The following is a 25,361-nucleotide window of genomic DNA, read 5'->3' as shown; positions in this document are numbered from 1 at the left end:
CGAAGGCTGGTTCACCGACGACACGCCAGGCCGCTTCGCCGCCTACGGCTGGAACGTGATCCCGGCCGTCGACGGCCATGACGTTGCCGCCGTGGCCGCCGCGATCGCCGCCGCCAAGCTGTCCGACAAGCCGACCCTGATCTGCTGCAAGACCATCATCGGCAAGGGTTCGCCGAATTTGCAGGGCGGCGACAAGGTTCACGGCGCCGCGCTGGGCGACAAGGAAGTCGCCGCCGTCCGCGCCTACATCGGCTGGGACGCCGCACCATTCGAGATGCCGGCCGACATGTACGCCGCTTGGGACGCGAAAGCCGCCGGCGCCGAATGCGAATCGGGATGGTCGGCGACGTTCGCTGCCTATAGCGCGCAGTTCCCCGAACAAGCGGCGGAATTACTGCGCCGCATGGCCGGCGACCTGCCGCCCGCCTTCGACGCCACGCTGGCCGCCGCCATCGCCGCCTGCGTCGAAAAGAAAGAAAACATCGCCACCCGCAAGGCCAGCCAGAACGCGATCCAGGCGCTGGCCCCGGTGTTCCCCGAATTCCTGGGCGGCTCGGCCGATTTGACCAGCTCCAACCTGACCAACTGGAAAGAGTCGGTCTCCCTGCGTTCCGGCAAGCCGGGCAATCACATCAGCTACGGCGTGCGCGAATTCGGCATGAGCGCCATCATCAACGGCGTTGCGCTGCACGGCGGTTATCTGCCGTTCGGCGCCACCTTCCTGACGTTCTCGGACTACAGCCGCAACGCGCTGCGCATGGCCGCGCTGATGAAACTGCGCTCGATCTTCGTGTTCACCCACGATTCCATCGGCCTGGGCGAAGACGGCCCGACCCACCAGTCGGTCGAGCACGTCTCGTCGATGCGTTTGATCCCCAACCTGGACAACTGGCGTCCGTGCGACACCGTCGAATCGATGGTGGCCTGGGGCGCTGCGGTGCAGCGCAAGAACGGCCCGTCGACGCTGATCTTCACGCGCCAGAACCTGCCTTACCAGGAGCGTTCCGCGCAGCAGATCGCCGATATCGCCCGCGGCGGCTACGTGCTGGCCGACGTGGCCGACGCCAAGGCGATCCTGATCGCCACCGGCTCCGAAATCGAACTGGCCGTCGCCGCCGCCAGCGCGCTGGCCGCCGACGGCATCGCCGTGCGCGTGGTGTCGATGCCGTCGGCCGACGTGTACGACCGTCAGGACGCCGCCTACAAGGCCAGCGTGTTGACCAAAGGTGTGCCGCGCGTCGCCATCGAAGCGGGCGTGACCGATTTCTGGTACAAATACGTCGGTCTGGAAGGCGCCGTGGTCGGTATCGACAGCTTCGGCGAATCGGCCCCGGCCAACGTGCTGTTCAAGCACTTCGGCTTCACGGTGGAAAATGTCGTCGCCAAAGTCAAATCCGTACTCGTGGCATAATTTATTGCTGTAGTTTCTTTTAATCAGGAGCAAAGTATGACGATCAAAGTTGCAATCAATGGTTATGGCCGCATCGGCCGCAATGTACTGCGCGCTTTCTACGAAGGCGGCAAGAAACAAGATATCCAGATCGTGGCGATCAACGACCTCGGCGATGCCAAGTCGAACGCCCACCTGACCCGTTACGACACGGCCCACGGCAAGTTCCCCGGCACCGTCACGGTCGAAGGCGACAATATGATCGTCAACGGCGACGCCATCCGCGTCTTCGCGCAGCGCAACCCTGCGGAAATCCCGTGGGGCGAGCTGGGCGTGGACGTCGTGCTCGAATGCACCGGCTTCTTCACCACCAAGGAAAAAGCGTCGGCCCACCTGAAAGGCGGCGCCAAGAAAGTCATCATTTCCGCACCGGGCGGCAAGGATGTCGACGCCACCATCGTGTTCGGCGTCAACCAGCACGTGCTGAAATCGACCGACACCGTGATCTCGAACGCGTCGTGCACCACCAATTGCCTGGCGCCGCTGGTCAAGCCATTGAACGATGCCATCGGTGTGGAAAACGGTTTGATGACCACGGTTCACGCTTATACCAACGACCAGGTATTGTCCGACGTATGGCATGAAGATCTGCGCCGTGCCCGTTCCGCCACGATGAGCATGATTCCCACCAAAACCGGCGCCGCCGCGGCGGTGGGCCTGGTGCTGCCGGAATTGAATGGCAAGCTTGATGGTTTCGCGATTCGCGTTCCGACCATTAATGTCTCGCTGGTCGACCTGACGTTTATCGCCTCGCGTGAAACAACGGTGGACGAAGTCAATGCCATTTTGAAGACGGCTTCGGAAGGCGCATTGAACGGCATTCTGACTTATCAGACCGAGCCGCTGGTGTCCATCGACTTCAACCATAATCCGGCCTCGTCGAATTTCGATTCGACGCTGACCAAAGTTAATGGTCGCCTGGTGAAAGTATCGTCGTGGTACGACAATGAATGGGGCTTCTCGAACCGTATGCTCGATACCACCGTCGCCTTGATGACTGCCAAGTAATCACTTAAAAACAGCGCATAAACTGCGCTGTCATAAAAATGCCTCCCGTCGATAAGCCGGGGGGCATTTTTTTATTCACGTGATTGAAGCGGCCCTTTTGGACTGGCTTGCCCGAGCGCTGGGATGCGAGGCGATAGCATGCTGATAATTGATCTGTTCAAGCTAAAAAATAGCATGAATTCAAGATCGTAGCCCGGCAAAATGATGCAACGTGCTGCGGACCCGCTTTCAGCGATGAAAAAATGGAGTGCCGGGCCGTCGATGCCGGGCACTCCATTCCTGTATTGTCGCTACAGCGTAGCCGGGGGCGCGCTGTTATTTGTAAATGCCCGAGCCGACCAGCACATCGTCCACTCGTTCCACATAGCTGGATTTGGATTCGATCGTTTTGGCGACAGGATTCGGCCATTTATATTTGACCCAGCCTCTGCCCCTGAGTTTTGCGACGTCGACCATTTCTTTCACCAGTGGTTTGCCCTCATTATCTTTCAGGTCAATTAAAGGTTTGCCGACCATCTTGGGATTATTGCCGTGCGCCACAGCCACGCCATTCAAGTCATAAACAAAGATATATAAATCGCGGTCGTGGAAGCTGGTATTGGCGCGGTCGGAAAAGGCGGCGTAGGCTTTTTCCTTGCCGTCCGATTTAATCAGTGCGACGGCTTTTTTAACCATGGCGATGGCCTCGGCCGCCGTGCCTTTATCGGCCGCGAACGCGGCGCCGGGTATGGCCAGAATGCTGATGTTAATACTGACTGCGACTGCGGCCAATAGTGCTTTCATCTTTATCTCCATTCCATAACGGAAAGATAAATATACACGTCAATTAAGAATGCCCGTTGCCGTCGCGGTGTTCAATTAAAAATAGCGTTCCATAACTGCCGCACGCACGCGGCATGCGCGGCCACCTGTGCCGGTTCGACCCGGGCCAGATCCTGGCCCTGTAGACGCAGCTGGTGTTGCAGCTTGCGAAGTTGCCGATACGCATCGCCAACCTGGTCCGCCAGCGCCGCGTCTATCAGGACGAGCGTGGCGCATAATTTCAGCAGTGCAATGTTGCCGATGTTCGCAGTCAACTGCGGGAACGTCGCCGCATATCGCAGCACGAGGAACTGGACGATGAATTCGATGTCGATCATGCCGCCGGCGTCTTGTTTCAAGTCGAACAAGTTGGAATGGTTGGGGTGGGCATCGTGCATTTTTTGCCGCATAGCAAGTACTTCGGCCTTCAGGCCGTCGGCTGGCGGGCGCGCCAGCACGGCGTCGCGGATTTGCTCGAAGCGCAAGCCGATGGCCGCATCGCCGGCGCAGAAGCGGGCCCGGGTCAGCGCCTGGTGTTCCCAGATCCAGGCCGAGGAGCTTTGGTAGCGCTCGAAGGCGGCCACGCTCGACACCAGCATGCCGCTGGCGCCGTCGGGCCGCAGCGCGATATCGATGTCGAACAGGATGCCGGCCGAGGTGTGCGACGTCATCCACGTGATGAACCGCTGGGCCAGCTTGGCGTACAAGGCCGGCGCGTCCTGGTCGGCGTCGTCGAACAGGAAGATGACGTCGAGATCGGAGACGTAGCCGAGTTCTTTGCCGCCCAGCTTGCCGTACGCGATCACGGCGAAGCGCGGCACCTCGCGGTGGCGCGTGGCCACCGTCCGCCACACGGCCGGCACGGCCGCCGCGACGATGGTATCGGCCAGCGCCGACAAATGGTCGGCCAGCTTTTCCACCGTCAGGTCGCCGGCCAAGTCCTGGGCCAGCAGGTGGAACAGCTGGGCGTGGTGCACTTCGCGCAAGATATCCATCTGGCGCTCGGTGTCGCCGGCGGCGCCGGCCAGTTGCTGGTCGAGCTCGACGGCCAGCGCGGCCGGGTCGAACACGGCGTTGCGGACCCGGTCGTCGAGCAATTCGTCGAGCAGGATGGGATGTTGCGTCAGGAAGGTGGCGGCCCAGCCGCTGGCGTGCACCATGCGGATCACGCGCGTCAGTGTGTGCGGATATTCGGTCAGCAGCGACAGATAGGCCGAGCGGCGCGCGATGGCTTCGAGGAAATCGAGCAGCCGGCCCAACGTGGCCTGCGCATTGCCGCCGGTCGACTCCTGCGCGCACAGGGCGATCAGCGGCAGCGCCGTGTTGACCAGCGCGACCAGGCGGTTGCGGCTCGCTTCCGGCAGCGATTGCAGGCGCGGCGCCCGCCAAGTGGCGATCAGGCGGTTGGCGGCGCCGGCCGGGTCGACGAAGCCGAGCGCGGCGAACCGGGCCTCGATCGCTTCGCGGTTGTCGGGATCGGCGCATTCGTTGCTGGAACGCGGGTCGATATCGTTTTCGCTGCCGCTGCTCTTGTCGGCGAACATTTCATCGAACTGGCCGGCGACGAAGGCGCGGTGCGCTTCCAGCCGCGTCAGCAAGGCCGCCGTGTCGGGCAGGCCCATCATTTGCGCCACCACCAGGCGGTCGGCGTCGTTGGCCGGCAGCGTGTGGATCTGGGCGTCGTCCAGGTATTGCAGGCGGTGTTCCAGGTTGCGCAGGAAGGTGTAGGATGCCAGCAGTTGGCGTACGATGTCCGCGCTTAGCAGGGATTTATCGCCGATGGTGCGCAGGGTGGTGCGCGTTGAGCGGTCGCGCAGCGCGGCGTCGCGCCCGCCCCGTATCAGCTGGAACACTTGCGCCAGGAATTCGATTTCCCGGATCCCGCCCCGGCCCAGCTTGACGTTGTTGCTGCGGTCCGGGTGCAGCCGTTCCTGCCGGTTGACCTCGGCGCGGATCTGGGCGTGCATGGTGCGGATGGCGTCGATGACGCCGAAGTCGAGGTAGCGCCGGAACACGAACGGCCGCACGATGGCGTCGAGCGCGGCGATGTCGTCGGCGCGGCCGGTGACGGCGCGCGCCTTGACCCAGGCGTAGCGCTCCCATTCGCGGCCCTGCACGATCAGGTATTGCTCGACCATGCCGAGGCTGGCCGCCAGCGGTCCCGAGCCGCCGTTCGGCCGCAAGGCCATATCGACGCGGAAAGTATAGCCATCTTCGGTGATCTCCGCCAATGCGGCGATCAACTTCTTGCCCAGCCGGATGAAATACTCATGGTTCGACAAGCCGCGCTGGCCCGCTTCGCTCACCACCGTGTCGCCATCCTCGGCATACACGAAGATCAGGTCGATGTCGGACGACACATTCAGTTCGCCGCCGCCTTGCTTGCCCATGGCCAACACCATCAGTTGCTGCGGCAGGCCCGATTCGTGGTCGGTCGGCGTGCCGTGGGCGGCGCGTTGTTCGGCGTCCAGCGCCTCCAGGTGGCGGGCGATGGCGAAGTCGGCGAAGGCGGTCATGGTCGCGACCACCTCGGCCAGGTCGGCGCGGCCGTCCAGGTCGCGCCGGATCAGTGCGCACACCACTAGGTTGCGCAGGCGCCGCATGGCCCGGCCCAGCGGCAGGCCGGCGGCGCTTTCTTTTGCCAGATAGTCAGCGAAATTCATCCCGACAAGCGATAATTGCGCCAACTCCTCCACTTTTGCGGCCCGTTCCGGGGCGGCGGCCAGCCAGCGCTGGTAAAAACGGGATGGTGAAGTCGTTGCGATGGCGGTCATGAAAGGCGGTTTCCTTGCTGTGGCGCGGGCCTGAGGGCCGTAATTACGGCTTGAGGCGCCGGTGTATGCGGTAGAATTGCTGCGCGGGACGTCAGCCCGTGTCCGAGCAGGGCCGCACCGCACTGTCGGGTGGCCGTAGCAGGGTTTGCTTGGATGCATCACGCCAGGTGGGACGATTTTAGCGATTTATTTTACGCCGGGCCGGATTTATTAGCTTATTGATGCAAAAACCGTCGGAGAAGACCGTGACAGGCAACGTGCCCTTGGCCGTGCGCTGGCACCGGCTTCTGGCCGCCTATCGCTTTTGCAACCTGGCCACGCACCACGTGCTCGGTTTCACCGTCAAGCTGACGCTGCTGCTTTACTTCGCCTTCGCCGTCCTGTTCCTGACCCTGCGCTACGCCGTCTTGCCGAATATCGAACACTACAAGGGCGATATCGAGCGCATGGCCAGCCGCGCCGTCGGCAACGATGTGTCGATCTCCCGCATTTATGCCTCGTGGAATGGCTTGCGGCCCAATCTGTTCCTCGGCGACGTGGTGCTGCGCGACGCCGCCGGCAAGCAGGTACTGGCGCTGCCGAGCGTGTCGGCCACGCTGTCGTGGTGGACCGTGCTGGGCACCGGCGTGCGCTTCGAGTCGCTGGAATTGATACGGCCCGAGCTGGCCGTGCGGCGCGATGCGGACGGCAAGCTGTACGCGGCCGGCGTCTACTTCGACCCCGCCAAGCCGGGCGACGGCAAGGGCGCCGACTGGCTGCTGTCGCAGCGCGAAATCGTCATCCGCGAAGGCCGGCTGGCCTGGAGCGACGGCTTGCGCGGCACGCCGCCGCTGGCGCTGGAGAATGTCAACCTGCTGCTGCGCAACCAGTGGCGCCGCCACCAGTTCGCGCTCCAGGCCACGCCGCCGGCCGCGCTGAGCGCGCCGCTCGACTTGCGCGCCGACTTCGACCATCCGGCGTTTTCCGAGCACATCTCCAACATGGCGCTGTGGAAAGGCGAAATCTACGCCGACTTGCGCCGCGCCGACCTGGCGGCCTGGAAAACCTATCTGACGTATCCGCTGGACCTGAGCTCGGGCCGTGGTTCGCTGCGGGCCTGGGTCACGCTGGACCAGGGCAAGCTGGCCGGCTTCACGGCCGACATCGGCCTGAGCAACCTGACGGCGCTGCTGGGTCCCGACTTGCCGGCGCTCGACCTGGTGCAGGTCAGCGGCCGCGTGTCGGCGCGCGAGGAATTCCCGGCCGGCACGCCGGGCTTGATCGGCCACCCGGCCTTCGGCACGCGCGGCCACCGCATCGAGCTGGCCAATTTTTCGCTGACCACGCGCGACGGCATGACGCTGGCGCCGACCTCGCTGTCCGAACATTACACGGCCGCCGACGCCAGCGTGCCCGAGCAGACCGAAATCCACGCCCAGCTGCTCGACCTGCAAACCCTGGCCGGCCTGGTCGAGCATCTGCCGCTGAGCGCGGCGCAGCGCAAGATGCTGGCCGACTTCGCGCCGCGCGGCCGCCTGATCGATTTTTCCGCCCAGTGGCAGGGCGCTTATCCGGCGCTGCAATCGTACCGCGTGCAGGGCCAGCTGGCCGGCCTCGGCATGCGGGCCCAGCCGCCGCGCCTGGCCGTCGCCAAGAGCGCCCACGCGCCGGCGATCACGGCGCTGCCGGCCATCCCCGGCTTCGACAACCTGAGCGGCGCCATCGACGCCACCGAGCACGGCGGCAGCTTCAGCCTCAACTCGACGGCGCTGGTGTTGCAGATGCCCGATTATTTCAGCGACCCGGCCATGCCCTTCGACCAGCTGAATATGCAGGCCAGCTGGTCCTTCCCGGCCGAAAATAAATTGCTGCTGCAAATCGACGCCCTCGATTTCGTCCAGCGCGGCCTGAGCGGTTCCCTGTCCGGCAGCGACCTGATGGCGCTCAACGGCAAGGGCGGCGGCAAGGTCGATTTCACCGGCAGGCTGAACGGCTTCGAGCTGAACAAGATAGACCGCTACCTGCCGCTGCAAACCCACGCCGAGCTGCGCGCCTGGCTGACCGGCGCCTTGCAGGGCGGCGTCGCGCAAGACGTCAACATCCGCCTGCGCGGCGACCTGGCGCAATTCCCCTTCGCCGGCACGACGGCGGCCGACAAGGCGCGCGGTGAATTCCGCGTCGCCGGCCGCATCGAGAACGGCATCCTCAACTACACGCCCAACCATCTGTCCAAGGATGGCAAGTCGCCGCTGTGGCCGCTGCTCGAAGCCATCCACGGCAGCATCGTGGTCGAAGGCCGGCGCATGGAAATCAATGCCGAGACGGCGCGCACGGCCGGCGTCGCGCTGAGCGCCGTGAAGGCCGTGATACCGGAGCTGGGCTCGCACGATTCCCTGCTCGACATCGACGGCAGCGCCGCCGCGCCGATGCAGGAGTTCGTCAAATACGTGGCCGCCAGCCCGGTGCTGGAATGGATAGGCAATGTCACCGAGCAGACCCAGGCCACCGGCAACGCCAGGCTGGCGCTCAAGCTGCATTTGCCGCTGGCCCACCTGGCCGACGCCAAGGTGCAGGGCGGCTTGCAGCTGCTGGGCGCCGACGTCACCCTGTTCGACGATTTGCCGCCGTTGCTGGGCGCGCAGGGCAAGATAGAATTCAGCGAGCGCGGCGTGAACCTCAACGCGCTCGGCGGCAGCTTCCTCGGCGGCCCGCTCGCCATCGCCGGCGGCACCCAGCGCGACGGCGCCATCGTCGTCAAGCTGGGCGGCAACATCACGGCCGACGGTTTCCGCAAGAATTATCCGGCGCCGCTGATGCAGCGCCTGGCCGGCCACTTCAACGGCGCCACCCGCTACACCGGCCAGGTCACGGTGCGCGACCACCAGGTGCAGGTGCTGGTCGATTCGACGCTGGCCGGCCTCGGCCTGGACTTCCCGGCGCCGCTGAAAAAAGCGCCGGCCGACGCCCTGCCCATCCACTTCGCCATGAACGAGGCGGCCGCCACCGAACCGGGCGTGGCCCGCGACGATATCCGCATCAGCCTCGGCAACACCGTCGCGGCCCATTATGTGCGCCAGAAAATCGGCAAGGCGCCGTGGAAGCTGGTGCACGGCGGCATAGGCGTGAACGCGCCCGCGCCCGAGCCCGACAGCGGCATGATGCTCAACGTCAGCCTGCGCGCGCTCAACGTCGATTCCTGGCTGGACCTGGGCGGCAGCATCGCCGGCCCCGCCGAGCCGCCCCGGCCCGGCGAGGAGGGCGCCGACTTCGGCCAGTACGTGGTGCCCGACAGCGTGGCCGCCCGCAGCAGCGAATTGATCGTCGGCTCCCGCAAGCTCGACAACGTGGTCATCGGCGTCAGCCGCCAGAAGGGCGTGTGGCAGGCCAGCGTCGACGCCGCGCAGGCGTCCGGCTATGTCACCTGGAGCGATTCGGTGACAGGGCAGGGCGTGGGCAAGGTGACGGCGCGGCTGTCCTCGCTCATCATCCCGGAGTCGGCCGCCAACGACGTCAAGGACTTGCTCGAGGCCGGCAGCGTGGCGCCGACCATCCCGGCGCTCGACATCGTCGCCGAGCGCTTCGAGCTGTTCAACAAGCCGCTGGGCCGGCTCGATTTGCAGGCCAACAACGCCCTCATCACGGCCTCGCGCGAATGGCGCGTCAGCAAGCTGTCGCTGGCCAACGCCGACGGCACGCTGACCGGCAGCGGCAAGTGGACCACCAAAGACGGCGTGCACGACACCAGCCTGAACTTCGTGCTCGACATCGCCGACGCCGGCAAGCTGCTCGACCGCCTCGGCTTCGCCGGCACCGTGCGCAACGGCAAGGGCAAGCTCAGCGGCGACATCGCGTGGAAGGGCTTACCGTACTCGCTGGACATCCCCACGCTGTCGGGCCAGATCGCCATGAACGTGGAAAAAGGCCAGTTCCTGAAACAGGATCCGGGCGCGGCCAAGCTGCTCGGCGTGCTCAGCCTGCAAGCGCTGCCGCATCTGCTCAAGCTCGATTTCCACGACATCTTTTCGGAAGGCCTGGCCTTCGACGGCATCACGGCCAACGCCAGCATCAACCGCGGCATCGTCAAGACCGACAACTTGAAAATGCACGGCGTCGCCGCCACCGTGTTGATGGACGGCAGTGCCGACATCGCCAACGAATCGACCAATCTGCACGTGGTGGTGATACCCGAAGTCAATCTCGGCACGGCGCCGCTGGTGTATGCGCTGGCCGTCAACCCGGTGATCGGCATCGGCAGCTTCCTGGCCCAGCTTTTCCTCAGCACGCCGGTGATGAAGGCGCTGACCTACCAGATGCAGGTGACGGGACCGTGGAAGGCGCCGGTGGTCACCAAGCTCGATGGTGGTAAATTGGAGGCGGCCAAGGCCGGCAATTAATCCACACAACACTACAACCGAGCGGTGATACGACCATGAATACAGTCGCAGCAGTACAGATGATTTCCTCGCCGTCGGTGGCGGATAATATCGCCACCGCGCGCCGCCTGATCGCCCAGGCCGCCGACCGCGGCGCGGCGCTGGTGCTGCTGCCCGAATACTGGGCCATCATGGGCCTGGCCGACACCGACAAGGTGGCCCAGGCCGAGCCGCCCGGCGCCGGCCCGATCCAGGATTTCATGGCCGCCATGGCGCGCGAACACGGCGTCTGGCTGATCGGCGGCACGCTGCCGCTGCGCTCCGGCGAGGCGGGCAAGGTGCTCAACACCACGCTGGTCTACAACCCGCGGGGCGAGCACGCGGGCCGCTACGACAAGATCCACCTGTTCGGCTTCACCAAGGGCACGGAATCGTACGACGAGTCGCGCACCATCGTGCCGGGCAGCCACGTCGGCGTCGTCGACACGGCGCTGGGCCGGGTCGGCCTGTCGGTCTGCTACGACCTGCGCTTCCCCGAGCTGTACCGCGCCATGGGGCCGTGCGCGCTGATCGTGGTGCCGGCCGCCTTCACCTACACCACCGGCCAGGCCCACTGGGAAGTGCTGCTGCGCGCCCGCGCCATCGAAAACCAGTGCTATGTGCTGGCGGCGGCCCAGGGCGGCACCCATCCGAACGGCCGCCGCACCTGGGGCCACTCGATGCTGATCGATCCCTGGGGCGGCATCAAGGCCGTGCACGCGGAGGGCGAGGCCGTGGTGCACGGCGACCTCGACCCGCTGTTCATCGACAGCGTGCGCGCCAGCCTGCCGGCCCTGAAACACCGCACCATGTAACGGCGCGTCCGCGTATCCTCTACAATGGCAAGACACCATCTGCACCACACTGATAAAAGACACCACCATGATCCCATTTGAACCGAATCTGTCCACCCTGGCCGTCGCGCGCGATCTGCTGCTGACGCCGTTCGGCCTGGACGAGGCCAAGCTGCTCAAGGCGCTCGGCACCATGTTCACCCACAAGGTCGATTACGCCGACCTCTACTTCCAGTTCACCAAGAACGAGGGCTGGAGCCTGGAAGAGGGCATCGTCAAGACCGGCAGCTTCTCGATCGACCAGGGCGTCGGCGTGCGCGCCATTTCCGGCGACAAGACCGCCTTCGCCTATTCGGATGAGATCTCGGAAAGCGCGCTGCTCGACGCCGCCGCCGCCACCCGCACCATCGCCCGCGCCGGTTCCGGCAAGGTCAAGATCGCCTCGACCATGACGCAGCAGGGCGGCCGCTCGCTGTACCTGCCGCACGATCCGCTGGCCTCGCTCGACGCCACCGCGAAAGTCAAATTGCTGGAGCGCGTGGAAAAGATGGCGCGCGCCAAAGACCCGCGCGTGGTGCAGGTGATGGCCGGCCTGGCCGGCGAGTACGACGTGGTGCTGGTGGTGCGCAGCGACGGCGTGCTGGCGGCCGACATCCGGCCGCTGGTGCGGGTGTCCGTCACCGTCATCGTGGAACAGAACGGCCGCCGCGAGATGGGTTCGTCCGGCGGCGGCGGGCGCTACGACTACGGCTATTTCAGCGACGCGCTGCTGGAAGAATACGCGGCCGACGCCGTCAAGGCGGCCGTCGTCAACCTCGACGCGCGGCCGGCCCCGGCCGGTCCCATGACCATCGTGCTGGGACCGGGCTGGCCCGGCATCCTGCTGCACGAAGCCATCGGCCACGGCCTGGAGGGCGATTTCAACCGCAAGGGCTCGTCGGCGTTTTCGGGCCGCATCGGCGAGCGCGTCGCCGCCAAGGGCGTCACCGTGGTCGACGACGGCACGCTGGCCGACCGCCGCGGTTCGCTCAACATGGACGACGAAGGCAACCCGACCCAGTGCACCACGCTGATCGAGGACGGCATCCTGAAGGGCTACATCCAGGACACCATGAACGCGCGCCTGATGAAGATGCCCGTCACCGGCAACGCCCGCCGCGAATCGTTCGCCCACCTGCCGATGCCGCGCATGACCAACACTTACATGCTGGCCGGCGACAAGGACCCGGAAGAAATCCTGGCCTCGGTCAAGAACGGCCTGTACGCGGTCAACTTCGGCGGCGGCCAGGTCGACATCACGAACGGCAAGTTCGTGTTCTCGGCCAGCGAAGCGTATATGATCGAAAACGGCAAGGTCACCTATCCGGTCAAGGGCGCCACGCTGATCGGCAACGGTCCCGAGGTGCTGAACCGCGTTTCGATGATAGGCAACGACATGAAGCTCGATCCGGGCGTCGGCGTGTGCGGCAAGGAAGGCCAGAGCGTGCCGGTCGGCGTCGGCCAGCCGACCTTGCGCGTGGACGGCGTGACCGTCGGCGGCACGGCCTGAGGGGCGGCGTGGCGGCGGCCTGGGCGGCTACCGATAATCAGCTTGCCAAGCCGGCGTGATCGTTGCTATAGTCGTTCAACACTTTTCACCAGCTTATCGATCGCGTTCATGCACAGCTCTGTTTTCTTTACCGGCTATTTTTATTTTAGCAATTCCAACCCCAAGGCGGTGGAGTGGCGGCCGGTTCACGTAGCAGCATAACGAGATCCCAGCAAATCCTAAAAAACCGCCAGCGATGGCGGTTTTTTTTATTCGTACCGACGTAACACAGAGGAGAAACACCATGCCCCGCACCGACGACTTGCGCATCCGCGAAATGAAGGAACTGACCCCGCCGTCGCACCTGATCCGCGAATTCGCCTGCACCGAGCAAGCCGAGCAGACCGCCGCCGGCGCCCGCCTCGCGCTGCACCGCATCCTGCACGGCCAGGACGACCGCCTGATGGTGGTGGTCGGCCCGTGCTCCATCCACGATCCCAAGGCGGCCATGGAATACGCGCGCCGCCTGGTGCAGCTGCGCCGCGAACTGGCCGGCGAGCTGGAAATCGTCATGCGCGTCTACTTCGAAAAGCCGCGCACCACGGTCGGCTGGAAGGGCCTCATCAACGATCCCTATATGGACAACAGCTTCCGCATCAACGACGGCCTGCGCATGGCGCGCGAGCTGCTGCGCGACATCAACGAGCTGGGCCTGCCGGCCGGCACCGAATTCCTCGACGTCATCAGTCCGCAATACATCGCCGACCTGATCAGCTGGGGCGCGATCGGCGCCCGCACCACCGAGTCGCAGGTGCACCGCGAGCTGGCGTCGGGGCTGTCGTGCCCGGTCGGCTTCAAGAACGGCACGGACGGCAACATCAAGATCGCCGTCGAAGCGATCAAGGCGGCGTCGCAGCCCCACCATTTCCTGTCGGTGACCAAGGGCGGCCACTCGGCCATCGTGTCGACCAACGGCAACGAGGATTGCCACATCATCCTGCGCGGCGGCAAGACGCCGAACTACGACGCCGCCAGCGTCGAAGAGGCGTGCCAGGCCATCGCCGCGCACGGCCTGGCCGCGCGCCTGATGATAGACGCTTCGCACGCCAACAGCTCGAAGAATCCGGCCAACCAGATCCCGGTCTGCGCCGACATCGCCGCCCAGGTGGCCGGCGGCGACAGCCGCATCGTCGGCGTGATGGTGGAATCGCACCTGGTGGCCGGCCGCCAGGACCTGGTGCCGGGCAAGGAACTGGTCTACGGCCAGTCCGTCACCGACGGCTGCATCGATTGGGACAGCAGCGTGCAGGTGCTGCAGGGCTTGGCCGCCGCCGTGCGCCAGCGCCGCTTGCGGTCCGACGATCTGTGATCGGCTAAGGGGCGGATAAGGACGGGGCGCGCCGCGCGTATACATTGCGGCGACATTTTCTCGTTTGAGGTGGGCGGCGGACGCAATATGCGTTATCGTACGCGCATCATCATTCAAGGGATGGCATGAAATTACCTCGGCTTCCGCGTTGGTTCGGCCTCGTCTGCTGCGCCGTGTTTTTTGGCGCGGCCGCCTGCGCGGTCGGGGCCGCGCCGGTCAAGGTGTTGCGCACCATCTTGCCGGCCGCCGAAACCAGCCTGGACCCCGCCGTCAGCCGCGACCTGTACACCGGCCACATCACGCAAGCGATCTTCGACACCCTGTTCACCTACGATTACCTGGCCCGGCCGGTCAAGCTGGCGCCGCAGGCGGCCGCGCTGCCGCAGGTGTCGGCCGACGGCAAAACCTATCTGATCCACCTGCTCAAGGGCCAGTATTTCACGCCCGACGCGGCCTTCAAAGGCCGGCGGCGCGAACTGACGGTGGCCGACTTCGTCTATTCGTGGAAGCGCCTGTTCGACCCCAGGCTGGCGTCGCCGCACACCTGGATGCTGGAGGGAAAAATCGCCGGCCTCGACGAACTGGCCAGGCAGGCCAGGCTCAGCGGCCATTTCGATTACGACCGCCCGGTCGCCGGCCTGGAAGTGATCGACCCTTACACGCTGCGCATCCACCTGAGCGCGCCCGATTTCAACCTCGGCATGATACTGGCGTTCGTGCCGCTGTCGGCGGTGGCGCGCGAAGTGGTCGACATGTACGGCGACGCCAAAGGCGAGGTCGCCTCGCATCCGGTCGGCACCGGTTTCTACCAGCTCGGCGAGTGGGTGCGCGGCAGCCGCATCGTGCTCGATGAAAACAAGGAGCACGTGCCGGCCGTGTGGAATTTCCAGGCCGGCGACGACGCCGACGACCGGCGCATCGTGCGCCAGATGCAGGGTAAGAAGATGCCGCAGATCGGCCGCATCGAAGTGACGGTGCAGCTGGAGGACCAGTCGCGCTGGCTGTCCTTCAACAGCGGCGAGGCCGACCTGTTCTGGCTCGACGGTCCGCTGGCGCCCAAGGCGCTGTTGGACGGCAAGCTGCGCCCGGAGCTGGCCGCGCGCGGCGTGCAGCTGTCGCGCATCGTCGATCCCGACCTGACCTATTATTACTGGAACATGATGGACCCCGTGCTGGGCGGGCTGAGCAAGGAAAAGATCGCGCTGCGGCGCGCCATCGCCATGGCCCACAACGTCGACGAGGAAATCGCGCTGGTGCTCAACGGCGAAGCGCTGCGCCTCGACTTCCCGATTCCTCCCGGCGTGGCCGGCCAGGATCCGCACTACAAAAGCCTGCTGAAATACGATCCCGCGCTGGCCAACGAGCTGTTGGACCGCTATGGTTACAAGCCGGGCCTGGACGGCTGGCGCCGCCTGCCCGACGGCAAGCCGCTGCTGATCCACTACGCCTCGCGCAACGAGGCGGCCGGCGTGCTGCTGGGCGAGATGTGGCGCAAGACTTATAACGCGCTGCACATCCACATGGAAAACGAGCGCATGCAGTTCAGCGACATCCAGAAGGCCGAGACGCTGTGCAAGCTGCAAACCCGCAATTACCAGTGGCTGGCCGATTATCCGGACGGCGATAATTTCATGCAGCTGTTTTACGGCCCCAACGTCTACCAGAACAACAACGCCTGCTACAAGAACGCCCAGTACGATCAGTGGTACGAGGCCAGCCGCAAGCTGGCGGACGGTCCCGCGCGCGACGCGCTGTACCACAAGATGGCGCGCCAGCTGGAAATCAACGGCGTGGCGATGATGGCGTATTCGCGCTACCGCAATATGTTGGCGCAGCCGGCCGTGCTCGGCTTTAAAAAGCACCCGATCTTTTTCCAGGAGTGGCAGTATCTCGACATCGACGCCGACCGCCGTGCCGCGCCGGCTTCCGCGCAGGACTCCGCGCATGACTCCCATTAACCGCCGCCGCCGGGACCGCTGACCATGCTCGCCTACATCCTGCGCCGCCTGTGGCAAATGGTGCCCACCATGCTGGGCGTGGTGCTGCTTGTGTTCATCCTGTTCAATTGGGTGGGCGGCGATCCGGCCTATATCTTGGCCGGCAAGATGGCCAATGCCGACAGCATCGCCAACATCCGCCACCAGCTCGGCGTCGACCGGCCGTATTACGTGCAGCTGGGGATATTCATCGAACAGATCGTGAGCTTCGACTTCGGCCAGAGCTGGTCCACCGGCGAGACCATGGCCCACATCATCACGACGCGGCTGGGGCCGTCGCTGACGGTGCTGATTCCGCTGACGATATTGGAAACCGTGATCGGCATCGCGCTGGCGCTGGCCATCGCCTTCGTGCGCGGCTCGCTGACCGACCGGCTGCTGATGATCGCCTGCACCGTCGGCATGTCGGTCAGCATCCTGGTCTACATCATCGTGTTCCAGTACGGGCTGGCGTACAAGCTGGGCCTGTTCCCGGTGCAGGGCTGGGGCGACAGCCTGTCCAGCAACCTGTTGCGCTACGCGCCGCTGCCGATCCTGATCGGGCTGGCCGTCTCCATCGCGCCGACGCTGCGCCTGTTCCGCAGCTTCGTGCTCGACGAGGCCGGCCAGGATTATGTGCGCACCGCGCGCGCCAAGGGCCTGAGCGAAGGCCGCATTTTGTGGGTCCACGTGCTGCGCAACGCCGCCATCCCCATCATCACCTACGTCATGTCCAACCTGCCGGCGCTGCTGATCGGCGCCTTCCTGCTGGAGCGCTTCTTCGGCATCCCCGGCATCGGGCGCGAAGTGATACTGGCCGTCGAGCGCAGCGATTTCCCCGTCATCAAAGCCATCACCGTGTATGTGGCCGCCGCGACGATGGTGTTCAACCTGCTGACCGATCTGCTGTACCAGGCCGTCGATCCGCGGGTCCAGCTCAGTTGAAACAGGAAGCCATGACAGGCATGACGACATCGCCCTATCCTCCCGCCCGGCGCGCATCGGGCTTGTGGGCGCTCGCCTGGCGCCGCCTGCGGGCCGACCGCGTGGCGATGGCGGCTCTGGCCGTCGTGGTCGCGGCGCTGCTGATGGTGGCGCTGTCGGCCAGCGGCCTGATCGTATCGGACTGGGAAGAGGAGGTCGGCGTCAACTACGCGCCGCCGACGTGGCTGGGCGCGCAGTCGGACGGTGAACGCGGCGCGCAGATGGACAGCGAACGCGGCGCCCGGATGGACAAGGAACGCGGCGCGCGGATGGACAGCGAACGCGGCGCGTTCGATGCGGCCGGCGCCTTGCCGGCCCCGGTCAACGTGTTCGACCCGCTGGCCGACGACATCGCCGCCCTGCGCGCGCAACTGGGCCGCACGCCGGACGCGCCGCCCGAGCTCTACGGCCTGAGCGATCCGCTGGCCTCCGACCTCGCCGACCTGCGCGCCGGCCTCGCCAAGTCCGGCCGCCACGCCGCCGCGCCGCGCCGCCCGACGCTGCCGTTCGGCGCCGACAAATGGGGCCACGACATCCTGAAAAAAACCGTCAAGGGTGGCGAAACCTCCATCGTCGTCGGCCTCGTCGCGGCCGCGCTGGCGGTGGCGCTGGGCACGGCGTTCGGCGCCGTGGCCGGCTATTACGGCGGCCTCGTCGACGACTTCTTCAACTGGTTCTACAGCGTCTTCACGGCCATCCCCTCGGTGCTGATGATCTTGACCGTGGCCGCCGTACTGCAACAGAAGGGCGTGCTGACCATCGTGCTGATCCTCGGCCTGACCGGCTGGACCGGCCCGTTCCGCCTGATCCGCGCCGAGTACATCAAGCACAAGGGACGCGAATACGTGATGGCGGCCGACGCCATCGGCGCCTCCGACTGGCGCAAGATGTTTTCGCACATCTTCCCCAACGTCAGCCACGTGGCCCTGGTGCAAATGTCCATCCTGGTGGTCGGCTTCATCAAGGCCGAGGTGATCTTGAGTTTCCTCGGCTTCGGCGTGCCGGTCGGCGTGGTGTCGTGGGGCAGCATGCTGAACGAGGCGCAGAACGAACTCATCCTCGGCAAGTGGTGGCAGCTCAGCGCCGCCGCCGTCGCCATGGCGTTGCTGGTGACGGCGTTCTCGCTGTTCACCGACGCGCTGCGCGACGCCCTCGACCCCAAAGTGAAATGAGGCGGCCATGACGAACGATCCGACCCCGTTGCTGGAAGTGCGCGGCCTGCGCGTCGGCTTCCGGATCGACCGGCACAGCAGCTTCGAGGCCGTCAAAGGCGTTTCCTTCGGCGTGCCGCGCAACGCCACCGTCGCGCTGGTGGGCGAATCGGGCAGCGGCAAGTCGGTCAGCGCGCTGGCGGTGATGGGGCTGCTGCCGGCGGAAAACAGCAGCGTCGACGCGCTCAGCAGCATCGTCTTCGACGGCCGCGAACTGCTGCAACTGACGCCGCGCGAACGGCGCGCCCTGTGCGGCAAGGATATCGCGATGATTTTCCAGGAACCGATGTCCTCGCTCAATCCCGTGTTTACGGTCGGCTACCAGATCGCCGAGGTGCTGCGCCTGCACATGGGCATGAACGGGCGGCAAGCGCGGTTGCGGACGCTGGCGCTGCTCGACGAGGTCGGCATTCCCGATCCGGCGCACAAGATCGACGCCTATCCGAACCAGCTGTCCGGCGGCCAGCAGCAGCGCGTGATGATCGCCATGGCCATCGCCTGCGAACCGAAACTGCTGATCGCCGACGAGCCGACCACGGCGCTCGACGTGACGATACAGAAGCAGATCATGGCGCTGCTCGCCGCGCTGCAAAAAAAGCGCCAGATGTCGATACTGTTCATCACCCACGACCTGGCGCTGGTGGGCGAGATCGCCGACCACGTCATCGTCATGCGCCACGGCGAAGTGCGCGAGGCCGGCGCCGTGCGGCAGATTTTCGAGCGGCCGCAGGACGCCTACACGCGCGCGCTGCTGCACTGCCGGCCGCCGCTGGACGCGCGGCCGTGGCGGCTGCCCGTGATCGGCGACTATCTGGCCGGCGCCGCACTGGCGGGCGGGCAGGGCGCCGCCGCCCACCCACCCCAGCGCGTGCGCGGTTCGGCGGCCGGCGACACGCCGCTGCTGGTGGTCGACCAGCTCAGCAAAAGCTTCCAGCTGCGCGACGGCTGGTTCGGCCGGCGCGAATTCCAGGCCGTCAAGGACGTGTCGTTCACGCTGGCGCGCGGCAAGACGCTGGGCATTGTCGGCGAATCGGGCTCCGGCAAAACCACGCTCGGCCTGACGCTGCTGCGGCTGCACCGGGCCAGCGGCGGCAGCGCGCTGTTCGAGGGCCGCGATCTGCTGGCGATGTCGGCCAGCCAGTACCGGCCCTACAAACGCCGCATCCAGATCATTTTCCAGAACCCCTACGCCTCGCTGAACCCGCGCTTCACGGTCGGCCAGATCCTGCTCGAGCCGATGCGCATCCACCGCATCGGCGCCGACGACCGCGCCCGCACGGCCGCCGCATATTTACTATTGGAAAAAGTCGGATTGCCCGCACATGCTTTGCACCGCTACCCGCACGAGTTCTCCGGCGGCCAGCGGCAGCGCATCGCCATCGCCCGTTGCCTGACCATGCAGCCCGACATCTTGGTCTGCGATGAATCGGTGTCGGCGCTGGACGTGTCGGTGCAGGCGCAGGTGCTGAACCTGCTACAGGATTTGCAGGACGAACTGGGCCTGTCCTATATTTTCATTTCGCACGACCTGGCGGTGGTGCGCTACATGGCCGACCAGGTGATGGTGATGCATCAAGGGCGGGTGGTGGAAATGGCCGATGCCGACCAGTTGTACCGCCAGCCGCAGCACCCGTACACGCAGGCGCTGCTGTCGGCCATCCCCCGGGGTGTGCCACTTTGATACGACCGCGCGAGCCCGCGCCGCCGACATTCGGTTTTTGAGATAAGATATCTGTTATGGCGAACTTAATACTACTGCTACAACAATACGGCGTACTGATTGTGTTCGCCGTGGTTCTGGTCGAGCAGATAGGCTTGCCGATCCCGGCCTTCCCCCTGCTGATCGTCGCCGGCGCGCTGTCGGTCGACGGCGACACCAGTTGGGCGTCCGTGCTCGTCGTCAGCATGGTGGCCTGTCTCATCAGCGATTATTTCTGGTTCCGCGCCGGCCGCCACTATGGCAAGCGCATCCTCAAGCTGCTGTGCCGCATCTCGCTGTCGCCCGATTACTGCGTCAGCCAGACCGAGGACAACTTCAACCGCTGGGGTCCGAAAGCGCTGGTGGTCGCCAAATTCATTCCCGGTTTCAACACGATCGCGCCGCCGCTGGCCGGCGCTATGGGCACCAGCAACGCCCGTTTCCTCAGCTTCAGCATCGCCGGCGGCCTGATGTGGAGCGGCACCGGCATCGGCATCGGCTCCTTCTTCCACACCAGCATCGACCAGGTGCTCGACATCCTCAGCACCATGGGCACGACGGCGCTGATCGTGCTCGGCGTGCTGCTGCTGATGTTCGTGTCGTTCAAGTATGTCGAGCGCAAGCGCTTCCACCAGTCGGTGCAGGTCGACCGCATCACCGTCGAAGAGTTGCAGAAATTGATAGACCAGGGCCTGGAACCGGTGCTGGTCGACGCCCGCAGCGTGACGGCGCAGATGCTGGAGCCGGCCATTCCCGGCGCGCTGATCTTCAACGGCGGCGAGCCCATCCCGGCCATCGCATCGCTGCCGAAAGACCGCTACATCATCGTCTATTGCAGCTGCCCCAACGACGTCTCGGCCGCCCACGTGGCCAAGGAGTTGCACACCCACGGCTACAAGCGCGCCAAACCGCTGCACGGCGGCCTCGACGCGTGGAACGCCGCCTTCGCGCCGGCGCCGCTGGAAGTGGTGGAAGAACTCAGTCAGGGTATACAGCAATAAGCGCAAGCTGCCGATGCCGGAAGCGGTAGTAGAACGTTCCCGGCCCCTGCTCGTTGCGCATCCCACGTGTCACGATCAAGGCGCTGCCCCTGCTCTGGTGTACTAAAACTACAATCCGGGCTTGCGTCCTGCTGGCTATATCCATTAAGCTTAGCCCTCAACTATCTTCTGCCAACCATGACCGTCTTGTCCTCCCCTGCGCCACACTCCCTCCACGCCGGTTTTGCCGACGGCCCTCATTTGCTGGCGGACGTGGGCGGCACCAACGCGCGCTTCGCGCTGGAACTGGCGCCGGGCCGGATCGAGAAGATCGAAGTGCTGCCGTGCGCCGACTATCCGTCGCTGGCCGCCGCGCTGCTGGCCTACCTGGCGTCGCCGACGGTGGCCGGCGCCGGCATCGACAATATCCGCCATGGCGCCATCGCCATCGCCAATCCGGTCACGTCCGATTTCGTGCGCATGACCAACCATCACTGGGAATTCTCGATCGAGGCGCTGCGCCAGGAGTGCGGTTTCGACACGCTGCTGGTCGTCAACGATTTCACGGCGCTGGCCCGCTCGCTGCCGCTGCTGTCGGCCACGCAGAAGCACCAGGTCGGCGGCGGCGCAGCCGTGGCGGACTGCACCATCGGCCTGGTCGGCGCCGGTACCGGTCTGGGCGTGTCCGGCCTGATCCCGTCCGCCACCGGCTGGACCGCGCTGCTCAGCGAAGGCGGCCACGTCACCTTTTCGCCAGCCAATGAAACCGAAGTGGCCATCCTGCAATTCGCCTGGCGCGAGTTCAAGCACGTGTCGGCCGAGCGCATGTTGTCCGGCGCCGGCATCGAATTGATCTACCGCGCGCTGGCCGACCAGGCCGGCGTGCCGCCGGCCGACATCGCGGCGCCGGAAATCACGCGCCGCGCGCTGGCCGGCGAGTGCCCGCTGTGCGACGCCGCCATCGAAAACTTTTGCGGCATGCTGGGCACCATCGCCGGCAACGTCGCCATCACGCTGGGCGCGCAGGGCGGCATCTATATCGGCGGCGGCATCGTGCCCAAGCTGGGCGCGCGCTTCGACGCTTCCGGCTTCCGCCGCCGTTTCGAGCAAAAAGGCCGCTTCTCCGACTATCTGGCGCAAGTGCCGACGTTTGTGGTGACGGCCGACTATCCGGCTTTCGTTGGTGTTTCTGCAATTTTATCGGAAAAGCTTGCCAAATCGTAAGCCGTGGGATAGGACATTGACTTATCCGCACAGCAAAATGCGCTTTTGACGATTTTATCAGGTACAATTCGCTGTGTTGGATGAAGCGGCTAGTCACGTTCCAGTTTTTCGTGTTCGTTTTCGCCCGAAAGCGCGACGCCAGGAATGCGTTTCAATGAAATCAACGGTTGCTGCGGGATACCGCAGGCCGTCGGTGGCAGTTCTCGCCACCGGTATGACTCCCGCTCAGCGCGCATCGGCCAGGGCGTCGGAAAAAACAGCTTCAGCGAGTATTTCTAGCCAGGCGACATCGATGATGCCGGCCCACCGCCTCACTGAAGGTAATTGAGTTCTTTCTTGCATATAAATGCAACCACAAGAGTGCTATGAATACAGCTGAGGCTAAACAAGTCCTCGAAACCGCCTTGCTATGCGCGCATGAGCCTTTGTCTATCCACAGCCTGAAAAAGCTGTTTGTCGAAGTTGACGACCAGGGCCGGCCGCGCAGCGATGGCGTCGCTGCCGACACCATCAAGCAACTGCTGGAAGAATTGCGCGCCGATTATGCCGGCAAGGGCGTGGAAGTGGTGGGCCTGGCGACGGGCTGGCGCTTCCAGAGCCGGCCGGAAATGAAGGTCTATCTGGACCGCCTGAGTCCCGAAAAGCCGAGCCGCTACTCGCGCGCGACGCTGGAGACGCTGGCCATCATCGCCTACCGTCAACCGGTGACGCGGGGCGACATCGAGGAGATACGCGGCGTTGCCGTCAATTCGCAGACGATCAAGATGCTGGAAGACCGCGGTTGGGTCGACGCCATCGGTTATCGCGACGTGGTGGGACGGCCGGCCTTGCTGGGCACGACCAAGCAGTTTTTGGATGATTTGGGATTGAATTCGCTGTCCCAGCTGCCGCCGTTGCAGCAAATTAGCGAGGGGCAGGGCGGCGGTCCGGATATGGAAGCGCTGGAAAAGGCCCTGCAAGACAATTTTGACAAAGCGGCGCGCAGCGCCGCGCAAGCAGTTGGCGCGGAGCGCGAGGCAGCAAGCCCGGACACCAGCCACGACCCCGACACCGAAACTCCTGACCCTGCGCCAGATTTAACGGTTGACGCTGAGCACAACCAAGAAACGAATAATGAACAATCCTAATACCAAAGAGACAGTCACCGGCGACATCGCCGCCGAAGTGGTCGCCAAGCCTAAGCGCCGCACCAAAGCCCAGATCGAAGCCGACGCGACCACCGCGGCCGCAGCCGATGGTGGCGCGGCGCCCGCCGCCAAGCCGAAACGCAAGCCCAAGGCCGACAGCGCCGCCGCGCCGGCCGATGGCATGCCCGCCGTTGCCGCCGCCGATGCCGATGCGCCTGTGAAAAAAGCCCGCGCCAAACCGGCCGCCAAGGCTGCGGCGGCCGCCGTCGAAGCCGACGCCAGCGCCGGTTCGGCAAGCCCGGCAGTTGAAGCGTCCGCCGCTCCTGCCGCCGCCGGCGAGCGCGCCGACCGTGGCCCGCGTCCGCCGCGCGGCCCGCGCCAGATGCGCGAACAGCGCGCCGCCCGTGAAGCATCGATGCCGCGTCCCGAGCCGGTCGTCGCCGTCGAAGGCGAAGCGGCCGCCGACGCCGAGGGTGTTTGGCCGAAAGACGGCAAGCCACGCCACGAACGCGGTCCGCGCAGCGAAGCGCGCGGCCCCGGCAAACCGGGCCAGGGTCAGCCACGCGGCAAGGGCGGCAAGCTGCAGCAGCCGCGCGGCGCCGCGCCCTCGGCCGACGACGACGGTGACGACGACGTGTTTTCCTTCGTCACCTCGGACGCCTTCGACAGCGAGGAGCCGCTCAAGGGCCGCGTGCTGGCCAAGGCCGCCGTGCGCCGCGACCTGACCTCCGACGACGATGCGCCCAAGCTGCACAAGGTGCTGGCCGAAGCCGGTCTCGGTTCGCGCCGCGACATGGAAGAATTGATCGTCGCCGGCCGCGTGTCGGTGAACGGCGAACCGGCTCACATCGGCCAGCGCATCCTGGCGACCGATCACGTCCGCATCAACGGCAAGCTGATTCAGCGCCGCGTCAGCAAGAAGCCGCCGCGCGTGCTCATTTATCACAAGCCTGCCGGCGAAATCGTCAGCAACGACGATCCGGACGGCCGTCCATCCGTGTTCGACCGCCTGCCGACGATGAAGGCTGGCAAGTGGCTGGCCGTCGGCCGCCTCGACTTCAACACCGAAGGCTTGCTGCTGTTCACCACCTCCGGTGACCTGGCCAACCGCCTGATGCACCCGCGCTACGGCATCGACCGCGAATACGCGGTGCGCACGCTGGGCGAGCTGGAAGAGGGCATGCGCCAGAAACTGCTGGCCGGCGTCGAGCTCGACGACGGCTTGGCGAACTTCTCCAAGATCGCCGACGGCGGCGGCGAAGGCATCAACAAGTGGTATCGTGTGGTCATCGGCGAAGGCCGCAACCGCGAAGTGCGCCGCATGTTCGAGGCCATCGGCCTGACCGTGTCGCGCCTGATCCGTACCCGCTACGGCGCGATGTCTTTGCCGAGCAACCTGAAACGCGGCCGCTGGGAAGAGCTGGAAGAAAACGGCGTGCGCGATTTCATGGCGATTTACGGCGTCGAGAAAAAAGGCGCGCCGGAGGCCGATGGCCGCGCGCCGGCACGGGGCGGCCAGAAGCCGGGCCGTGGCAATGAGCGCGGCACCGAACGCGGCGCCATGGGCCGCGAAGACCGTGAGGAGCGCGACGAGCCCAACGGCAATCGCGCCGATGTCAGCAACAAAAACGCCGATCCCTTCCCGAAAGCGCCGCGCGGCGCGGGACGCGCACCGGGCCAGTATCAGGGCCAGGGCCGTCCAGGCGGCGCCGGCCAGGGTTCCGGTCGTCCGGGCGGTGCGCCGCAAGGTTCCGGCCGTCCCGGCGGGCGTCCGCAAGGTCCGGCCGGTTACGGTGGTGGCCGTCCTAGCGGTACCGCCTTCGATGGCCAGGCGCGTCCGCAAGGTCAGGCCCGCGGCCAGGGCCAGGGCGGTGCCGGTGCCGGTGGCGGCCAGCCGGGCGGCAATGGTCCGCAGCGCCCCCGTCAGCCGGACCCCTTGCAGACCACTTTCGGTTTCGGCAATGCCGGCGGCGCGCGCCGTGGCCAGGCGCCGCGCGGCGGTGCCATCGACCATGGCACGCCGCGTCGCCGCAAAGCTTGAGTCG

At 65.5% G+C, this 25,361-nt stretch carries 16 protein-coding genes; 14 read left to right on the top strand and 2 right to left on the bottom strand.

Features of this window, described 5'->3' with window-relative positions:
• Both Q0S71_RS05910 and gap read left to right on the top strand, forming a co-directional pair.
• Window positions 1-1,411, top strand: a 1,411-nt coding sequence (locus Q0S71_RS05910; protein WP_295992786.1) for a transketolase C-terminal domain-containing protein, incomplete at its 5' end; no start/stop codon positions are given.
• A 36-nt stretch (window positions 1,412-1,447) separates the two neighbouring features.
• On the top strand, window positions 1,448-2,458 hold the full coding sequence (gap, locus tag Q0S71_RS05905; protein ID WP_295992783.1) for a type I glyceraldehyde-3-phosphate dehydrogenase: 1,011 nt from the start codon (window positions 1,448-1,450) through the stop codon (window positions 2,456-2,458).
• Between the two features lie 315 nt (window positions 2,459-2,773).
• On the opposite strand, the gene Q0S71_RS05900 is transcribed toward gap, so the two are convergent.
• Window positions 2,774-3,241 carry a cache domain-containing protein gene (locus Q0S71_RS05900; protein WP_295992781.1) on the bottom strand — a complete coding sequence of 156 codons (468 nt, stop codon included), beginning with the start codon at window positions 3,239-3,241 and terminating at the stop codon, window positions 2,774-2,776.
• Between the two features lie 71 nt (window positions 3,242-3,312).
• Window positions 3,313-6,033 carry a bifunctional [glutamate--ammonia ligase]-adenylyl-L-tyrosine phosphorylase/[glutamate--ammonia-ligase] adenylyltransferase gene (gene glnE / locus Q0S71_RS05895; protein WP_295992777.1) on the bottom strand — a complete coding sequence of 907 codons (2,721 nt, stop codon included), beginning with the start codon at window positions 6,031-6,033 and terminating at the stop codon, window positions 3,313-3,315.
• A 245-nt stretch (window positions 6,034-6,278) separates the two neighbouring features.
• On the opposite strand from glnE, the gene Q0S71_RS05890 reads away from it, so the two are divergent.
• The 12 genes from Q0S71_RS05890 (at window position 6,279) to Q0S71_RS05835 (ending at window position 25,357) form a co-directional block, all read left to right on the top strand.
• Window positions 6,279-10,406: a YhdP family protein gene (locus Q0S71_RS05890; protein WP_367185279.1), complete on the top strand. Its 4,128-nt coding sequence runs from the start codon at window positions 6,279-6,281 to the stop codon at window positions 10,404-10,406.
• Window positions 10,407-10,441: 35 nt separating this feature from the next.
• Window positions 10,442-11,239, top strand: a complete 798-nt coding sequence (locus tag Q0S71_RS05885; protein WP_295992772.1) for a carbon-nitrogen hydrolase family protein — start codon at window positions 10,442-10,444, stop codon at window positions 11,237-11,239.
• A gap of 67 nt (window positions 11,240-11,306) precedes the next feature.
• Complete coding sequence (gene tldD, locus Q0S71_RS05880) at window positions 11,307-12,767, top strand: metalloprotease TldD (protein WP_295992770.1); 1,461 nt, start codon at window positions 11,307-11,309, stop codon at window positions 12,765-12,767.
• A gap of 283 nt (window positions 12,768-13,050) precedes the next feature.
• Entirely contained in the window at window positions 13,051-14,115 is a 1,065-nt protein-coding gene (gene aroG / locus Q0S71_RS05875; RefSeq protein ID WP_295992767.1) for a 3-deoxy-7-phosphoheptulonate synthase AroG, read from the top strand.
• 125 nt (window positions 14,116-14,240) lie between these two features.
• Window positions 14,241-16,073, top strand: coding sequence for an ABC transporter substrate-binding protein (locus Q0S71_RS05870; protein ID WP_295992764.1), 1,833 nt, complete (start codon window positions 14,241-14,243; stop codon window positions 16,071-16,073).
• A gap of 24 nt (window positions 16,074-16,097) precedes the next feature.
• Entirely contained in the window at window positions 16,098-17,036 is a 939-nt protein-coding gene (locus tag Q0S71_RS05865) for an ABC transporter permease (protein ID WP_295992762.1), read from the top strand.
• Window positions 17,037-17,056: 20 nt separating this feature from the next.
• Complete coding sequence (locus tag Q0S71_RS05860) at window positions 17,057-18,247, top strand: ABC transporter permease (RefSeq protein WP_295992760.1); 1,191 nt, start codon at window positions 17,057-17,059, stop codon at window positions 18,245-18,247.
• Window positions 18,248-18,254: 7 nt separating this feature from the next.
• On the top strand, window positions 18,255-19,967 hold the full coding sequence (locus Q0S71_RS05855; RefSeq protein WP_295992759.1) for an ABC transporter ATP-binding protein: 1,713 nt from the start codon (window positions 18,255-18,257) through the stop codon (window positions 19,965-19,967).
• Between the two features lie 56 nt (window positions 19,968-20,023).
• A complete protein-coding gene (locus Q0S71_RS05850; RefSeq protein ID WP_295992757.1) occupies window positions 20,024-20,986 on the top strand; it encodes a VTT domain-containing protein in 963 nt (320 codons plus the stop codon).
• Between the two features lie 177 nt (window positions 20,987-21,163).
• The gene (locus tag Q0S71_RS05845) at window positions 21,164-22,189 is read left to right on the top strand and encodes a glucokinase (protein ID WP_295992755.1); all 1,026 of its coding nucleotides are present in this window, start codon (window positions 21,164-21,166) and stop codon (window positions 22,187-22,189) included.
• Between the two features lie 365 nt (window positions 22,190-22,554).
• The gene (gene scpB / locus Q0S71_RS05840; protein ID WP_295992753.1) at window positions 22,555-23,316 is read left to right on the top strand and encodes an SMC-Scp complex subunit ScpB; all 762 of its coding nucleotides are present in this window, start codon (window positions 22,555-22,557) and stop codon (window positions 23,314-23,316) included.
• Window positions 23,303-25,357: a pseudouridine synthase gene (locus tag Q0S71_RS05835; RefSeq protein ID WP_295992751.1), complete on the top strand. Its 2,055-nt coding sequence runs from the start codon at window positions 23,303-23,305 to the stop codon at window positions 25,355-25,357. The genes scpB and Q0S71_RS05835 overlap by 14 nt, the downstream gene beginning before the upstream one ends.
• Window positions 25,358-25,361: the final 4 nt, after the last annotated feature.

The sequence above is a fragment of the Rugamonas sp. genome (assembly GCF_025354735.1).
Lineage (GTDB): Bacteria > Pseudomonadota > Gammaproteobacteria > Burkholderiales > Burkholderiaceae_D > Rugamonas.
Note: the sequence above shows the minus strand (reverse complement) of the source record. Positions and strands in the feature narration are given on the sequence as shown.